The 14,897-nt window shown below is 67.8% G+C and carries 15 protein-coding genes, 1 tRNA gene and 1 other RNA gene; 9 read left to right on the top strand and 8 right to left on the bottom strand.

The features are described from left to right. Positions 1 to 50 precede the first annotated feature (50 nt). The 6 genes from ftsE to ABZ382_RS10565 all read left to right on the top strand — a co-directional run bounded on the left by ftsE (position 51) and on the right by ABZ382_RS10565 (position 5,530). Positions 51 to 740, top strand: a complete 690-nt coding sequence (ftsE, locus tag ABZ382_RS10590; RefSeq protein ID WP_357086625.1) for a cell division ATP-binding protein FtsE — start codon at positions 51 to 53, stop codon at positions 738 to 740. After that, positions 740 to 1,645 carry a permease-like cell division protein FtsX gene (gene ftsX / locus ABZ382_RS10585; RefSeq protein ID WP_357086623.1) on the top strand — a complete coding sequence of 302 codons (906 nt, stop codon included), beginning with the start codon at positions 740 to 742 and terminating at the stop codon, positions 1,643 to 1,645. Before ftsE ends, ftsX begins: the two co-directional genes overlap by 1 nt. A gap of 60 nt (positions 1,646 to 1,705) precedes the next feature. After that, positions 1,706 to 3,967, top strand: a complete 2,262-nt coding sequence (recQ, locus tag ABZ382_RS10580; protein ID WP_357086622.1) for a DNA helicase RecQ — start codon at positions 1,706 to 1,708, stop codon at positions 3,965 to 3,967. A gap of 24 nt (positions 3,968 to 3,991) precedes the next feature. Beyond that, entirely contained in the window at positions 3,992 to 4,300 is a 309-nt protein-coding gene (locus tag ABZ382_RS10575) for a hypothetical protein (protein ID WP_357086620.1), read from the top strand. 115 nt (positions 4,301 to 4,415) lie between these two features. After that, positions 4,416 to 4,488 (top strand) — tRNA-Glu (locus ABZ382_RS10570). Between the two features lie 364 nt (positions 4,489 to 4,852). Next, a complete protein-coding gene (locus ABZ382_RS10565; protein ID WP_357086618.1) occupies positions 4,853 to 5,530 on the top strand; it encodes a slipin family protein in 678 nt (225 codons plus the stop codon). A gap of 111 nt (positions 5,531 to 5,641) precedes the next feature. Here ABZ382_RS10565 and ABZ382_RS10560 read toward each other — a convergent pair whose 3' ends face one another. Next, positions 5,642 to 5,926 carry a putative quinol monooxygenase gene (locus ABZ382_RS10560; protein WP_357086616.1) on the bottom strand — a complete coding sequence of 95 codons (285 nt, stop codon included), beginning with the start codon at positions 5,924 to 5,926 and terminating at the stop codon, positions 5,642 to 5,644. Between the two features lie 170 nt (positions 5,927 to 6,096). On the opposite strand from ABZ382_RS10560, the gene smpB reads away from it, so the two are divergent. Both smpB and ssrA read left to right on the top strand, forming a co-directional pair. Further along, positions 6,097 to 6,573, top strand: coding sequence for an SsrA-binding protein SmpB (gene smpB / locus ABZ382_RS10555; protein WP_040860814.1), 477 nt, complete (start codon positions 6,097 to 6,099; stop codon positions 6,571 to 6,573). A gap of 103 nt (positions 6,574 to 6,676) precedes the next feature. Beyond that, positions 6,677 to 7,049, top strand: a transfer-messenger RNA (tmRNA) gene (ssrA, locus tag ABZ382_RS10550). 46 nt (positions 7,050 to 7,095) lie between these two features. Here the strand turns inward: ssrA and ABZ382_RS10545 are convergent. Beyond that, positions 7,096 to 7,515, bottom strand: coding sequence for a nuclear transport factor 2 family protein (locus ABZ382_RS10545; protein ID WP_357086614.1), 420 nt, complete (start codon positions 7,513 to 7,515; stop codon positions 7,096 to 7,098). Positions 7,516 to 7,724: 209 nt separating this feature from the next. Here ABZ382_RS10545 and ABZ382_RS10540 point away from each other — a divergent pair, with 209 nt between their 5' ends. Then, complete coding sequence (locus tag ABZ382_RS10540; RefSeq protein ID WP_357086612.1) at positions 7,725 to 8,120, top strand: hypothetical protein; 396 nt, start codon at positions 7,725 to 7,727, stop codon at positions 8,118 to 8,120. Between the two features lie 65 nt (positions 8,121 to 8,185). On the opposite strand, the gene ABZ382_RS10535 is transcribed toward ABZ382_RS10540, so the two are convergent. The 6 genes from ABZ382_RS10535 to ABZ382_RS10510 all read right to left on the bottom strand — a co-directional run bounded on the left by ABZ382_RS10535 (position 8,186) and on the right by ABZ382_RS10510 (position 14,826). Then, entirely contained in the window at positions 8,186 to 10,477 is a 2,292-nt protein-coding gene (locus ABZ382_RS10535; RefSeq protein WP_357086610.1) for an FdhF/YdeP family oxidoreductase, read from the bottom strand. Further along, on the bottom strand, positions 10,477 to 11,538 hold the full coding sequence (locus ABZ382_RS10530; RefSeq protein ID WP_357086608.1) for an FUSC family protein: 1,062 nt from the start codon (positions 11,536 to 11,538) through the stop codon (positions 10,477 to 10,479). The genes ABZ382_RS10535 and ABZ382_RS10530 overlap by 1 nt, the downstream gene beginning before the upstream one ends. Positions 11,539 to 11,664: 126 nt before the next feature. Further along, on the bottom strand, positions 11,665 to 12,576 hold the full coding sequence (locus ABZ382_RS10525) for a LysR family transcriptional regulator (protein ID WP_357086606.1): 912 nt from the start codon (positions 12,574 to 12,576) through the stop codon (positions 11,665 to 11,667). Between the two features lie 31 nt (positions 12,577 to 12,607). After that, complete coding sequence (locus ABZ382_RS10520; RefSeq protein WP_357086604.1) at positions 12,608 to 13,297, bottom strand: DUF899 family protein; 690 nt, start codon at positions 13,295 to 13,297, stop codon at positions 12,608 to 12,610. Positions 13,298 to 13,381: 84 nt separating this feature from the next. Continuing rightward, entirely contained in the window at positions 13,382 to 13,909 is a 528-nt protein-coding gene (locus ABZ382_RS10515) for a phenolic acid decarboxylase (RefSeq protein ID WP_357086602.1), read from the bottom strand. Positions 13,910 to 14,190: 281 nt separating this feature from the next. Beyond that, complete coding sequence (locus ABZ382_RS10510; protein WP_357086600.1) at positions 14,191 to 14,826, bottom strand: hypothetical protein; 636 nt, start codon at positions 14,824 to 14,826, stop codon at positions 14,191 to 14,193. Positions 14,827 to 14,897: the final 71 nt, after the last annotated feature.

Below are 14,897 nucleotides of genomic sequence, written 5' to 3'. Positions count from 1 at the left end.
TCCGCGCGGTGTAGTCGGCCGCGCGGACGTGCTGGCTACACTGGCTCCCCGTGATAACCCTGCGCAACGTCACCAAGTCGTATCAGACCTCGACGCGGCCGGCGCTGGACAATGTCTCCGTCGATATCGGAAAAGGCGAGTTCGTCTTCGTTATCGGGCCCTCGGGCTCCGGAAAGTCCACGTTCATGCGGATGCTGTTGAAGGACGAGAAGCCGACCACCGGTGAGGTGTGGGTCGCCGACTTCCGGGTCGACCGGCTGCCGGGGCGCAAGGTTCCCAAGCTGCGCCAGCGCATCGGCTGCGTCTTCCAGGACTTCCGGCTGCTGCAGCAGAAGACGGTGGAACAGAATGTCGCCTTCGCGCTGGAGGTGATCGGCAAATCGCGAGCATTCATCAATCGGTCGGTGCCCGAGGCACTCGACATGGTGGGACTCGCGGGCAAGGCCGACCGGCTGCCCGGTGAACTGTCCGGTGGTGAGCAGCAGCGCGTCGCGCTCGCCCGCGCCTTCGTGAACCGGCCACTGGTACTGCTGGCGGACGAACCGACCGGCAACCTCGACCCGGAGACCAGTCAGGACATCATGATGCTGCTCGAACGCATCAACCGCACCGGAACCACGGTGGTCATGGCCACCCACGACAACACCATCGTCGACGCGATGCGTCGGCGCGTGGTCGAACTCGATCGCGGACGCATCGTGCGCGACGACGAGATGGGCGTCTACGGGGTGGGCCGATAATGCGCGCGGGATTCCTGTTCAGCGAGGTCTTCACCGGCCTGCGCCGCAACGTCACCATGACCATCGCCATGATCCTCACCACCGCGGTGTCGCTGACCATGCTCGGCGGCGGTCTGCTCGCGGTCCGCATGGCGGACAAGATCCAGGACTACTACGTCCAGCGCGTGGAGATCCGGCTGTACCTCGACGACCAGGTGTCGAAGACGGATCCGGACTGCACCGGACAGCCGTGCGCCGCGCTCATGGCGGATCTGAAGAAGCACGACTATGTGGCGAACGTGCAGTTCATCAATAGCTCGGACGCGGTGAAGGAAGTCAAGGAGACCACCTTCAAGGATCAGCCGGGACTCGCCGACGAGGTGAGCAAGGACGGCCTGCCCGCCTCGTTCCGGGTCAAGCTCGACGACGTCACCAAGTACCGGTCCATCTACGACGACTTCTCCAAGCGGCCCGGCGTCATGACCGTGCTCAACGACATGGACATCGTGGACCGACTGGTCAGCTTCTTCGTCGGATTGCGCAATGCCGCCTTCGGGTTGGCGGCGCTGCAGGCCCTGGCCGCCCTGATGCTGATCGCCAATATGGTGCAGGTCGCGGCGCTGGCCCGGCGGACCGAGGTCGGCATCATGCGGCTGGTCGGCGCCACGCGCTGGTACACGCAGTTGCCGTTCCTGCTGGAAGCCGTGCTGGCCGCGCTGGTGGGTTCGGTGCTGGCCGTGGGCGGTCTGTTCGTGGCGCAGCCGCTGGTGATCAACCGGGCGCTGGGGTCGCTGTTCAACGATCAGGTGCTGCCGCGGATCACCGGCGACGACATCGCGGCCGTGGCCATGGTCGTCACACCGATCGGTATCGGATTCGCCGCTCTCACCGCGTATGTCGCCTTGCGGTACTACGTGCGCGAGTGACGGGGTGCGAAGTTCTCGAGCGGGCACCGGTCGTCGGATGGTGTCCGTAGGATTGCCGTCGTGAGTGCGCCGGAGGTCGAGACCATTGACGGGAACCTGGGTGATGCCGGAAGTGATCCGGCACACCAGGTTTTGCGGAAGACGTTCGGGTACGACAATTTTCGCGGGCCGCAGCGGGAGATCGTCGAACAGGTGATCTCCGGCGGCGATGCCCTGGTGCTCATGCCCACCGGTGGCGGCAAGTCGCTGTGCTATCAGATCCCGGCGCTGGTGCGCCCGGGCGTCGGCGTGGTCATCTCGCCGCTCATCGCCCTCATGCAGGACCAGGTCGACGCGCTCACCGCGGTGGGCGTGCGGGCCGGGTTCCTGAACTCCACGCAGTTCCCCGACGAACGGCGCACGGTCGAGGCGCAATTCGTGGCGGGGGAGCTGGACGTGCTCTATCTCGCACCCGAACGGCTGCGGCTGGAATCCACCGCCCAGCTGCTGGACCGGGGCAAGATCTCGGTCTTCGCCATCGACGAGGCGCACTGTGTGTCGCAGTGGGGCCACGACTTCCGGCCCGACTATCTGGGCCTGTCCATGCTGCACGAACGCTGGCCGGACGTGCCGCGCATCGCGCTCACCGCCACCGCCACCGAGGCCACCCGCAAGGAGATCGCCGAACGGCTGGACCTGCTCGAGGGGCGCGGGGCCAAGCACTTCGTGGCCAGCTTCGACCGGCCCAATATCCAATACCGGATCGAGGGCAAGAACCGGGCCGAGCACCAGCTGCTCTCGTTCATCCAAAACGAGCACGCCGGCGATGCGGGCATCGTCTACTGCCTGTCGCGCAATTCGGTGGAGAAGACCGCGGCGTTCCTCACCGCGAACGGCGTCGAAGCGGTGCCGTACCACGCCGGTCTGGACAACCGGACCCGCGCGACCAACCAGTCGCGGTTCCTGCGCGAGGACGGCCTGGTCGTGGTCGCCACCATCGCTTTCGGCATGGGTATCGATAAGCCGGACGTGCGGTTCGTCGCCCACCTGGACCTGCCCAAATCGGTGGAGGGCTACTACCAGGAGACCGGCCGCGCCGGGCGTGACGGGCAGCCGTCCACCGCGTGGATGGTGTACGGCCTCAGTGACGTTGTGCAGCAACGCAAGATGATCGACTCCTCCGACGGCGACGCCATGCACCGCCGCCAGCTGCAACTGCACCTGGAGGCCATGCTCGCGCTGTGCGAGACCGTCCAGTGCCGCCGGGTCCAGCTGCTCGCCTACTTCGGCCAGCCGGGGGAGCGCTGCGGCAACTGCGACACCTGCCTCAACGCGCCCGAGGCGTGGGACGGGACCGTGCCCGCGCAGAAGGTGCTCTCCGCCGTGCTGCGGCTCAAGCGGGAACGCGGGCAGAGCTTCGGCGCGGGGCACATCGTGGACATCCTGATCGGCAAGCGCAATCCGAAGGTGGAGCAGCACGCCCATCACGAGCTGAAGGTCTTCGGCATCGGCACCGAGCTGCGCGATATCGAATGGCGCGGGGTGATCCGCCAGCTGCTGGCGCAGGGGCTGCTCGCCGTGCACGGCGACTACGGGGTGCTCACCCTCACCGAATCCAGCAACCAGGTGTTGTTCGAGAAGCGTGAAGTCATGCTGCGCCGCGAGCCCGAACGCACCAAGGCGGCCCGAACCTCGAAGCCCGCCAAGGGTTCTCGCCTCGCGGCCGGCGACCTGAGCAAGTCCGATACCGACCTGTTCGAGAAGCTGCGCGCCTGGCGAGCGGCCACCGCCAAGGAACAGGGGGTGCCCGCCTACGTCGTCTTCCACGATGCGACATTGCGGGATATCGCCTCCCGTAAGCCCGCGTCCCTGGCCGACCTCGCGAGCATCTCCGGCATCGGTGAGAACAAGCGCGCCAAGTACGGCGAAGGCGTGCTCGAAGTCGTCGCGGGTGAGGGCGGCACCGGCGAGTCATCCGGAAACTCCGCGTCCGCACTGCAGGCCGAGGCACCAGCCTCCGCGACCCGTGCTCCCGCTGTCGATGCGATTGTCGAGACGGCAAGCTCCGCAACGGTTTCCCGGGGCACACGCACCGCGTCTGGTTCCCGGTTCGCCGAGGATTCCGGTTCGCGGGGCGGCGCTGCGCGCGAGGCCGGAACATCTGCCCGCGGGTCCGCGCCGCGCTCCGCCGCACCCGAGTCGCGGCGTACATCCGGTTCCGGCGCGCCGACCGCCGCGGGCCGGGGTGCGAGCTCCGCGCCGTCCGCCTTCGCGCCGGCCGACGACATCCCCTGGCCGGACGAGGCTCCGCCGGAATTCGACGACCTGCCGCCGGACTACTGATCGGGCTTGCCGATGAGACACGACATGCCGCAGGTCGCGGCGGAAATCCTCGCGCACCTGCGGGCGGCCGGGTTCCCGGCCGAGGGGTCGCGGAACCGGCAGGTTCTCGCCCTGGCCGAGGAGGCGGGCGAGTTCGTCGGCGCGTACCGCCGTTGGTCCGGACAGGCCCGCCGCACAGGCACATTCGAGGAGATGCGGGCCGAGCTGGCGGACGTGGTCATCTGCGCGTGGCTGACCGCCGAGGAGCTCGGTATCGATCTCGACGCCGCGATCGCGGACAAGCTCGCGGTGATCTTCGATCGCGGTTGGCGTGACGAGGTCCCGGAGAGCTGATCTCGGGTGGGTCCGGTGGCGCACCGCAGGCCTGTCAACAGGCGATTTGGTTGCTGGGCGGCGGCAGGATAAGCTTTCGGAGCTGCCGCGGTCCACGGATCGCAGCGAGCGACCTGGTCCCGTCGTCTAGCGGCCTAGGACGCCGCCCTCTCAAGGCGGTAGCGCGGGTTCAAATCCCGTCGGGACTACTGTGAAAGGCCCTTCAGTGAAAACTGAAGGGCCTTTTCGCATTTCACGGCCCTCGTTCCCGCGCCCGGAAAATCGTTGGCGCGCATCGCGATGCGGTGGCTACCTTTGATCTCGGCCGCTACTCAGGGGCGCACCGGAATCTCCGGACCGCGTTCCCCGCATCGGGGGTGGCTACTCCCTGGTGACGCAGATTCCATCTGCCGAGGTTCGACTCCTTGACGTGATGCGCCCTGACCGGTCGTGGGCGGCATCGCGGCTCTGCGAGCTCTCCGTCTCCGGACGGGGGAGGCTCCCGCCGCGTGCCGTGATCGGTCAGGGCGTGTCCGGTCGTGCCCCGATGCCAAGCGAGGGAAGGAGATTGGGATGTTCACGAAGACGATGTTCACGAAGACGTATGCGACTGTCATGGATTGGCAGCGCACCCTGCTGTACCGCGACGGTGTCCTGGAGCGGACGCTGGAGCCGGGCCGCCACCGCTACGACGAGAAGCGCTGCAAGCTCGTCGCCATCGATATGCGCCCGCGCATGCTCCATGTCGGCGGCCAGGAGCTGCTGACCTCGGACGGCCTGTCGCTGCGCGTCAGCTTCGCCGCGGACTGGGCGGTCACCGATCCGGTGGCGTTCACGGTCGAGGCGCAGAACGCCGAAGTGGTGCTGTACGGCGCGGTCCAGGAGGTCGCGCGCGACCTGGTGGCCGCGCACACCCTCGACGAGCTGGTCGCCGATCGCGCGCTGCTCGGTTCCGGGACGGCGACGGTCGCGGCCGCGGTCGAGCGGCTCGGCATCCGGGTCGACGCCGTGCGCGTCAAGGACCTCATGCTCCCGGGCGAGCTCCGCAAGGCCGCCCTCGAGACGGTCCTGGCCCGTGAGCGCGGCCGCGCCGAGCTCGAGCGGGCCCGCGCCGAGGCGGCCGCGCTGCGGTCGCTGGCCAACACGGCCAAGCTGCTCACCGACAACCCGGTGCTGCTGCGCCTGCGCACCCTGCAGGTCGCCGCGGCGTCGGGGGCTAAGGTCGTCCTCGACTCGCGCGAGAACGTCTGAGGGTGATTGCCCAATCCGGCCGCGGGCGGCGCCGCGCAGGCGCACCAGGAGACGGCCTCCGAGTTGCGTGCCGAACGTGCACTCGACGGCCGGTCCGGGTAGCGCGGCGGATCAGGCCAGGGCCGTGGTGTGGTTCTGCTCCCACACCTGGATGTGCGGGCCGAACTCGCTGAGGAAGGCCTGCACGTGCGGGGTCGAGCCGTGATCGTCGAGGGCCTGGCGTGAATCCCAGTGCTCGAAGCACAGGAACAGCGACGGGTCGTCGTTGTCGCGGTAGAACTCGTAGGTGTGGCAGCCGGGCTCGGCCAGGGTCGGTGCGGTGAGCGTCAGCATGGCCTGCGCGACCTGGTCGGCGGCGGCGGGATCGACCTTGATGCGGATGAAAGCCGTATGCACGGAGGTCCTTTCGAGGAGAGTCGCTGTGAACTGGCTCACGCCAGCACCGGTTTCATGAGTAACACCGGGCCGCCCGGTCCGGACTGGGCGCGTCCCGGCCACCGGAACCCGTCCGGACCATCCGTAAGCTGGTTGGGAATTCCGACCGGCGACGGGACGATAGAGGAGACATGAAGGAAAAGGGGCGCAAGGTCATCGCCAGCAACAAGAAGGCGAGGCACAACTACGCGATCCTCGAGACGTTCGAGGCCGGCGTGGCGCTGGTCGGCACCGAGGTGAAGAGCCTGCGCGAGGGCAAGGCCTCGCTGGTCGACGCCTACGCCTCCATCGACGACGGCGAGGTGTGGCTGCGCGGCCTGCACGTGCCCGAATACGGCCACGGCACCTGGACCAATCACGCCCCGCGTCGCACCCGCAAGTTGCTGCTGCACCGTCGCGAGATCGACAAGCTGCTCGGCAAGACCAAGGAGTCCAGCCTCACCCTGGTCCCGCTGTCCATGTACTTCTCCGACGGCAAGGTCAAGGTCGAACTGGCTCTCGCCAAGGGTAAGCAGGACTACGACAAGCGGCAGGACCTGGCCCGACGCGACGCCGAACGCGAGGTCACCCGCGAACTCGGCCGCCGCATCAAGGGCATGCGCGGCTGACCGATCGGCCCGCGCGTTAATGGAATGAACCAAGGTTTGTGCGGTGTTAGGATAGGTAGCCCGGTGAGAGCCGGGAAGTTCATCTGAATCGGTGAACACAGACGGGGCTGAACGGTTTCGACTGCGTACGTTGATTCAGGGGAAGCGTGTCGGTGCAGGCAGGAGACCACCGTATAAGCGTCGCTGTAACCCTATAAGCGCCGATTCTCATCAGCGCGACTACGCTCTCGCTGCCTAAGCAACGAAGCGTGTCTGTCAGCCCGGGTTCGCCCTCGACCCGGTCCCTGGCATCAGCTAGAGGGCTCTACCGTCCGGCGCGGTCGCGGCGTCGGATGGAACATCAAACAGCGACTGGGATCGTCATCTCGGCTTGTTCGCGTGACCGAGAGATCCAAGCAGAGGCATAGCGAACTGCACACGGAGAAGCCCTGAAGATGCGGCGGAGGACCCGGGTTCGATTCCCGGCAGCTCCACCTCGAGGCTCCCGGCCTGATCCAGGTCGGGAGCCTTTTTCATGCGTCGCTAGCCGCGGCCGAACACCTCATGCGTGCCCAGCTCATGGGTGACCTCCTGGCGCCAGGACACGATGCGCCAGCCTTCCGGGCGGCGCCGCACCGTGGCGTGATACCAGCCGAACACCTCGTATTGCAGATCCGGCCGACCCTGTCCGATGTGGTGAACCCGCATCTTGGCTGTCACCGTGCCGGTTTCGCCTTCGATGGCGGCCGACTCGTTGCCCATGAGGTGCTGCGTCGGCCCGCAGCCGTCGAGATACCCGCGAATCATCCCGGCCAAATTGTCACGCCCCGAGACGATCTCACTGCCCGCGTAATCGGCCGAAACATCCGGGCTGAACACGGTATCCAGCGCCGCCCAGTCCCGCCGGTCCAGGGCGTCCGCGTATCGGTGCAGTAGTCCGATGACTTCTGTCGCATCACTCATGCGCCGGACGCTAGCCGCACCTACTACGCCCGCCCGGCTCCGTCCTGATCATCGGGACAACGGCGGCGAACATCGGGTCGGCGCGTGTCAGTGGACATGTCAGGTTGTTGTCAGGGCGCTGTCAGTCTGCCCGGCGAAAGTGTGTCCATCGAACAAAACGACCGGGACCGAACCGGTTGGGAAAACCGAAGATTCGAAGGAGACACGACATGACCATCACGCTGACCGACCAGGACAAGAGCACCATCCGCACCGCCGCCTACGGCGCGGTCGCGCTGCTTTCCGCCGCCGGGGCGCCGCACAAGGGCAGCAGCCAGGGCTCCGTCGCCCTCACCTCCGCGACCGGTGTTGTCGGCCACGTGCTCTCCACCCGGGCACGGGACGTCCACCTGGACGGTAAGAACGTCGCCGAACTGGCCGATCAGGTGCTGCCCGCCCTGACCGCGGCGATCACCCTGCTCGGCAAGCAGGATCCCGCCGAGGCGGCCAACTTCCGCGACACCGTGCTCGTCGCCGTCGACGCCACCGCCCAGGCCAAGGGCGACCCCAGCCCGGCGGTGGCCGCCATGGCCCGCAAGATCGCCGCGGCCCTCGACGTCGCGTAATCCGACAACCAACGTGCTGCGCTGAGCGAGGTCCCCTCACCCTGGGTGAGGGACCTTTCGCGTTGTCAGGACGAGCGTTCGATGGTGACCTTCACGTTCTTCATGATCGGTTGGTCGCTTTGGGTGCTGTAGTCGCCGATGGCGCAGAGGACGTTGAGTTCGGGCATGTAGCCGGCGGCGCAGCCTGGGGGGATGTCGTAGGGGATTGCCTTGTAGCGGTGGACTGTTCGGGTGGTCTGGTCTCGGGCGATGCTGGTGATGTCGACTTCGTCGAAGAGTTCCAGGCCTCGGGCTTTCATGTCCTCGGGGTTCATGAAGACCAGGGTGCGGAGGTTCTTGATGCCCCGGTAGCGGTCGTCGTGGGAGTAGATGGTGGTGTTCCACTGGTCGTGGGAACGCATGGTGGCGAGGGTGAGGGTACCGGGCGCGGGGGTGAGGTCGGGGAGGTCGGCGGTGGAGAATTCGGCCCGGCCGGAGGGGGTGAGGAAGACGAGTTCGCGGGCGGGTTGTTTGATGCGGAAGCCGAGGGGGAGGCGGACTCGGCGGTTGAAGTCCTCGAAGCCGTCGATGACCTCGGCCATGGTGTCGCGGATGCGGTCGTAGTCGTCGACGTAGTGGTCCCAGGGGGTATTCGTCCGGGGGAGAGCGGCTTTCGCCACGCCGGCGATGATGGCGGGCTCGGAGAGCAGGTGGGGGGAGGCGGGCTTCTTCATGCCCTTGGACAGGTGGACCATGGCCATCGCGTCCTCGACGGAGGTCTGCTGCAAGCCGGCGCGTTGTTCGTCGCGTTCGGTGCGGCCCAGGCAGGGGAGGATGACGGCGCGGGCGCCGTGAACCAGGTGGCTGCGGTTGAGTTTGGTGCTGACCTGGACGGTCAGGGAGCAGCGGCGCAGCGCCTCGGAGGTGTAGGCGGTGTCGGGGGCCGCGAGCGCGAAATTGCCGCCCATGCCGACGAATACGGTGACCTTGCCCGCGTGCATCGCCTCGATGGTGGCGACCGTGTCGAGGCCGTGCGCGCGGGGCGGATCGATGCCGCACACCTCCCCCAGCCGATCCAGGAACTCCGGTTTCGGTCGGTGGTCGATGCCGCAGGTGCGGTTGCCCTGCACATTGCTGTGCCCGCGGACCGGAGACGGGCCCGCGCCCTCGCGGCCCAGATTGCCGCGCAGCAGCAGGAGATTCACGATCTCGCGGATGGTGTCGACGCCGTGCTCGTGCTGGGTCACACCCAGACACCAGCTGATGATCGAGCGGTCCGCCTCCCGGTATATCTGTGCGGCACGGCGCAATTCGGCCTCGGTGAGCGCCGACTGCTCCTCGATCTCGGCCCACGGGGTGGCCTCCACCTTGGCCCGGTAGTCCTCGAACCCGGTGGTGTGGAGCTCGATGAACCGGTGGTCCAGTGCCTTCGGATCGGTCTTCGACTGTTCCAGAACGGCTTTGGCGATACCGCGGATCACCGCGAAGTCGCCGCCGATACGGGTCTGCAGATTCAGGGTGCCGGTGGGGGTGGCGTGGAAGGTCGCCATGTGCAGGAACTCGTGCGGGATGATGGTGCGCCGCGAACCGGCCTCGATCAGCGGATTGATGTGCACGATCTGGGCGCCGCGGCGATCCGCCTCGGCGAGCGCGGTCAGCATGCGCGGGGCGTTGGAGGCCGCGTTGACGCCCATGATGAACAGCGCGTCGGTGGCCTCCCAGTCCGCCAGATCGCAGGTGCCCTTGCCGGTGCCGAGCGCGGCCTGCAGGGCGCGGCCGCTGGCCTCGTGGCACATGTTCGAGCAGTCCGGCAAATTGTTGGTGCCCAGCTCGCGGGCCATCAGCTGGTACAGGAAGGTGGCCTCGTTGCCGAGGCGGCCGGAGGTGTAGAACGCGGCCCGGTTCGGGTCGTCCAGCTCGCGTAGGGTGCGTCCGATCAGCTCGAACGCCGCCTCCCATCCGATCGGGACATAGCGGTCGGTTTCCGGGTCGTAGGTCATGGGCTCGGTGAGTCGGCCCTGGTTCTCCAGGTCGTGGTCACTCCAGCCGGACAGCTCGGTCACGGTGTGCGCGGCGAAGAACTCCCGGTCGACCCGCTTGTGGGTCATCTCCCAGGTGACGTGCTTGATCCCGTTCTCGCAGATGTCGAGATGGATGCCCTTGATGGAATCCGGCCAGGCGCAGCCCGGACAGTCGAACCCGTCGTTCTCGTGATTCATCTTCAGGATCGCGCGCGTGCCCAGGATCGGCTCGCGCTCCTGCCCGATCATGAACTCGGTGACGGACTTGGCCGCACCCCAGCCCGCAGCGGGATGGTCGTACGGGTGGAAACTCGGCCCGCCGTCGGACTCGGTCCGGTCGGTGTGATCGATGGCCATCACAGATCCCTTCGACAACGTGCCTGCGGTCGGTGTGGTGCGGATCCAGTCGGTGATAGCCAGCGTAGATGTTCAGGGCCGACGGCCACCAGCACACCGACAGCAACACCCAGAACCGTGTCCACGCCGCGATCGATCAGCAGCCGCCCCGGGCTGGTCGTGACCGACAGACTGGTCGTCAACATGATCAGCGGTGTGAAGAATCCGAGCGCCAGCGCGTAGTTGCGGGCCATGTACAGCTCGGTCGGGAACAGCAACGCCAGCACCAGGGCGCCGGTGAGCACCGGGCGCGGGCCGGGGATCAGCAGGACCGCCGACAGCCCGAGTCCCAGGAAGGTCCCCGCCACCCGGTGCAGCCCCCGTGAGAGGTGAGTGCCCGCGTCGAGGGCCGCCAACGGGACCGCCGCCGACGCCATGGCCCAATTCGCATGGCCCACACCCAATCCCAGGCCGGCCAGCCCCGCACCGGATACCGCGACGGCGTAGCGTGTCGCGTGCCGCGCACCGAAATGCACGCCCGGGCGTGCGGATACGGTTGCCGCGTCGATGGTTTCGCCGTCGAGGGCGGCGAGCACCATGCACAACACCGCGGTCATCGTGAACACCCCCAGCGCCGGAAGGGGTTTCGCCAAGCCCGCCGGTGTCAACGAGACCGCCCCGAGCGCGAAGATCGCGTAGAACGGGCCCCCGGGCCGGATTCCGCGGCGATCGGCCAGCAGCGAGGCCGCGGCCGCGAATACGCTCTCGACGATCACCAGCACGAGCGGCGCGACTCCGGTCGCCGCCAGCAGCACGCCGATCCCGACACCGCCGCCGATGAGCCAGGCCGCCGACCGCTGCTGCCGCCCCCGCTCGCGCCGCGATCCGTCACGCCCGTACATGCCGACGAACGAGCCGAACATGGCGAAGATCAGCAAGTCGGTCCGGCCCAGGACCAGCAGCACCGACCCGGGGATCACCAGGCCCGTCGCGACGCGCAGCGCGTGCCGGGTGTGGTCGGCGGAGGGCCCGACGGTGAACAACCCCGTCGTCGCCTCGCGAACCGCAAGCACCGCACGCACGTTCCGACCCCGCCTCTCGCTCGGTACCCGCGGCGATCGAGTCCGGCGGATGTAGAGATCAAGTGTTCGGCGCAGCGGGGTCCGGCGTCCAAGACGTGGCTTCGACCGGCTGATAGGTGCGGCCGATCAACCGAGGTCGCCGCCTGGGCCGCCGTCGAGGCGGACGAGCCGCGAGGTCTCGGTGAAGGCGCGGATGATCAGCGGCACCGGCTCGGTCGCCAAGGTGACCAGTGCGACGGTCGCGGTCACCGGATCGCGCGGCCGCAGTACTCGCGCACCCGCCGGTGGCCGCGTCGCGCGCAGCCAGGACTCGGGCACGATCGTGGCCCAGCGTCCGGTGGCGACCTGACCGAACAGGGTCGCGACCGAATCGGTCTCCAGCCGCGGGTCGGCCGTGAGCCCGTGACCGGCCAGCGCGTCGTCGATCAGCTCGCGCCCGCGCATCCCCGGACGCAGCAGGCACAGCGGCAGTTCCACCACCTCGGCCCAGTCGACCGACCCGGTCGCACCGGTCAGCAGTCCCTCCGCGGCGAGCACGACATGGTCCTCGGAGTACAACGGCGTCACGGTCATGTCCGGTGTATCCCGGCCGTCGGGATAGACCAGTCCCGCATCGAGTTCGAAGCGCCGCAGCCGGTCGACGATGTCGGCCGACTCCAAGCCGGTGTCCACCCGCACCCGCACCAGCGGGTTGTCCGCGCAGAACGGATCGGTGAGCCGGGCGACGGTGGCCGCGGCCGCGGGAATCACCCCCAGCCGCAGCTCACCGGTCAGACCGGTCTGCAGGGCCACGACCTCCTGTTGCAGCGCATCGCGATCGGCCAGGATCCGGCGGGCCCACAACACCAGCCGCTCCCCTTCGGGAGTGAGCCCCTCGAAGGTGCGCGCCCGCTTGACCAGCGGCACCTTCAGCTCGTGTTCGAGCTTGCGGATCGCCTCCGACAAGGCCGGCTGCGACACGTAGCAGGCGGCGGCGGCTCGGGCGAAATGACGCTCCCGGGCGAGGGCGACGAAGTACTCGAGCTGCCGGAACAACATGACCACATTCGATCACGGCCGCGGCGGAGTCCTAGGGATTCGGGTCGCCGTAGGCGGCGGCGATGTCCTCGGAGGAGGTCCAGCCGGAGTAGGTCGGCGACTGCGGCCACCCGGCCGGGGAGTCCTGCCATTCTTCCCGGCGGCCGTAGGGGAGCAGGTCGATGAGGGGGAAGGTGTGGGCGATCTGTTCGACCCCGCGGCCGTTGGTGTGCCAGGTGCGGTAGACGGTATCGCCGTCGCGCAGAAAGACATTCACGGCGAAGCCGCCGCCGGGCGGCGCGTCGACGTCGCTGCCGAAGGTGCTGTTCGCCGTTGAGTACCAAGGCATCTGGTTGCCGACCCGGCGTTTGTAGGCGAGCGCCTCGTCGATCGGGCCCTGGGTGATGATGACGAAGCGGGCGTCGTAGTTGTCGAGGAAGTTGAAGCGGGTGAACTGGGCGGTGAACCCGGTGCAGCCGGGGCACTGCCATTCCTTGCCCTCGAACCACATGTGGCTGTAGACGATCAGCTGGGATTTGCCGTCGAAGATCTCGGCCAGAGTGATCGGGCCGTCCTCGCCTTCGAGGGTGTAGGTCGGGAGTTCGACCATCGGGAGGTGGCGGCGCTGGGCGGCGATGGCGTCCAGCTCACGGGTGGCGGCCTTCTCGCGGATGCGCAGGGCTTCGAGTTCTTTGCGCCAGGTGGCGGCGTCGACGATCGGTGGCAAGGGCTGGGTGCTCACGGAGGTCCTCCTGACCGGCTCACAGATTGCGTGCTGACAGTGAGGACGGGATCAGCGCGCGGAATTCATCGGTGGCGGCCCAAGTCAGTTGGAGCGGTTGGCGTAATCGTGGGGGAGTTTGCCCGGGGGACGGTCGATGACGGTGTCGTCATCGGGGCTGCGGGCCTCGAGAAACGTGATGTGTCCGGTGGCCGCGACCATGGTCTGGGGGTAGGCGGGGCCGCGATTACGGGCGGCGGTGATCTCCGGGATGTTGTCCTCGTAGCGGCCCAGGGTGAATTCGGGGTAGTCGAGCATCCACTGCGGATAGCAGATGGTGGTGTGGACCCGGCGTTCGGCGAGCCAGGCGATGACCACGGTGACCGTGCCGGTCGGTTCCACCCAGGCGAGTTTGAACAGGTCGTCGCCGAGCTGGACGATCTTCGCCGCCTGATCGGTGGACCAGCGACCGAACATGGGACCCATCAGGCAGCGGAACGCGACGGTCTGGGGATTACGGACGTACAGCTCGTACTTCCAGCCGTTCTCGTACGTGTAGATCAGGTGCTGCCCGACGATGCCCGTCAGATCGCCGGCCCAGGCCGGTACGGTGGCGGCTTCTTCGGCGCTCATCGTGAACTCCTCTCGGCCGACCTGCGGAGAGCCCCGGGTGATCCCCGCCAGCCTATCCGCTGATCACACGGTTCCGAGGAAACCGAGAGGTGTTCCCGGTCGCGCGCTCAGTTGGCCGCGGTCGGCAATGCCGGACCGAGGGAGATGCTGCGCGCACAGCTCGACGAGGAGGTCTTCGGCTCGGTCCCCGCTCTCGCCGTGCTGGACGACCGGCAGCGGCGCGAGCTGTACGCGCTTCTGGAACATGTAGCGTCTCAATAGAATTCGGCTTGCACCGAGATTCAGGCGGGCTGTGCCGCCGTGACCGGGCCGGTCGCCGGAGCAGGGCCGGTCGCCGGAGCCGGGCTGATGAAGCCGTCGGCCGCGCCGACCACGGCGCCGACAGCCGCGCCCAGGGCCGCGAACGGCGCGGCGACAAAGGCGTAGCCGAGGGCCGCGCCCACCACGGGAACGACCACCAGCCCGATCGGAGCGAAGGGAAGCCCGGCGACGAGCCCCGCCACGACGCCGACCACCGCACCGGTGGCGGCGATCGGGCTCACGACGGTGGCACCGACGGCCGCGCCGATCGCGGCATCGCCGATTACCGACTTCGCCACGTGCGTGGAACGCGCATGATCGACGCCCGCTGCCTCGAGGGCCTGTACCAGCACGGATTCCGCGCTCGAGGTGACGGCGTTGATCTGCTGGGTCTGCTCGGGGGTCAGGAAGAACGGCTGGTCGAGCCGGACCGTGCCGATGTGGATCTGTGAATCGGGGATGTCGGCGGCGGGCTGAACCGCCGCGGGCGCCTCCTCGGCGAGTGCGGGTCCGGTGCCCAGCAGGGCGAGGGACAGTGGGAGGGCTCCGGCAACAGCGATCCTGGCTGCGTGCCGAAATGCCGGACGAACAGGACTTTTGGGCTGATCAAGGCCCATAGGAAACCTCATTCCGAAGTTCGATGTTATTCCGCATCTGAATTCGAAACCGAAGCCTGTTCGGATATGTC

The sequence above is a fragment of the Nocardia sp. NPDC005825 genome, from assembly GCF_040630175.1.
Taxonomy (GTDB): domain Bacteria; phylum Actinomycetota; class Actinomycetes; order Mycobacteriales; family Mycobacteriaceae; genus Nocardia.
Note: the sequence above shows the minus strand (reverse complement) of the source record. Positions and strands in the feature narration are given on the sequence as shown.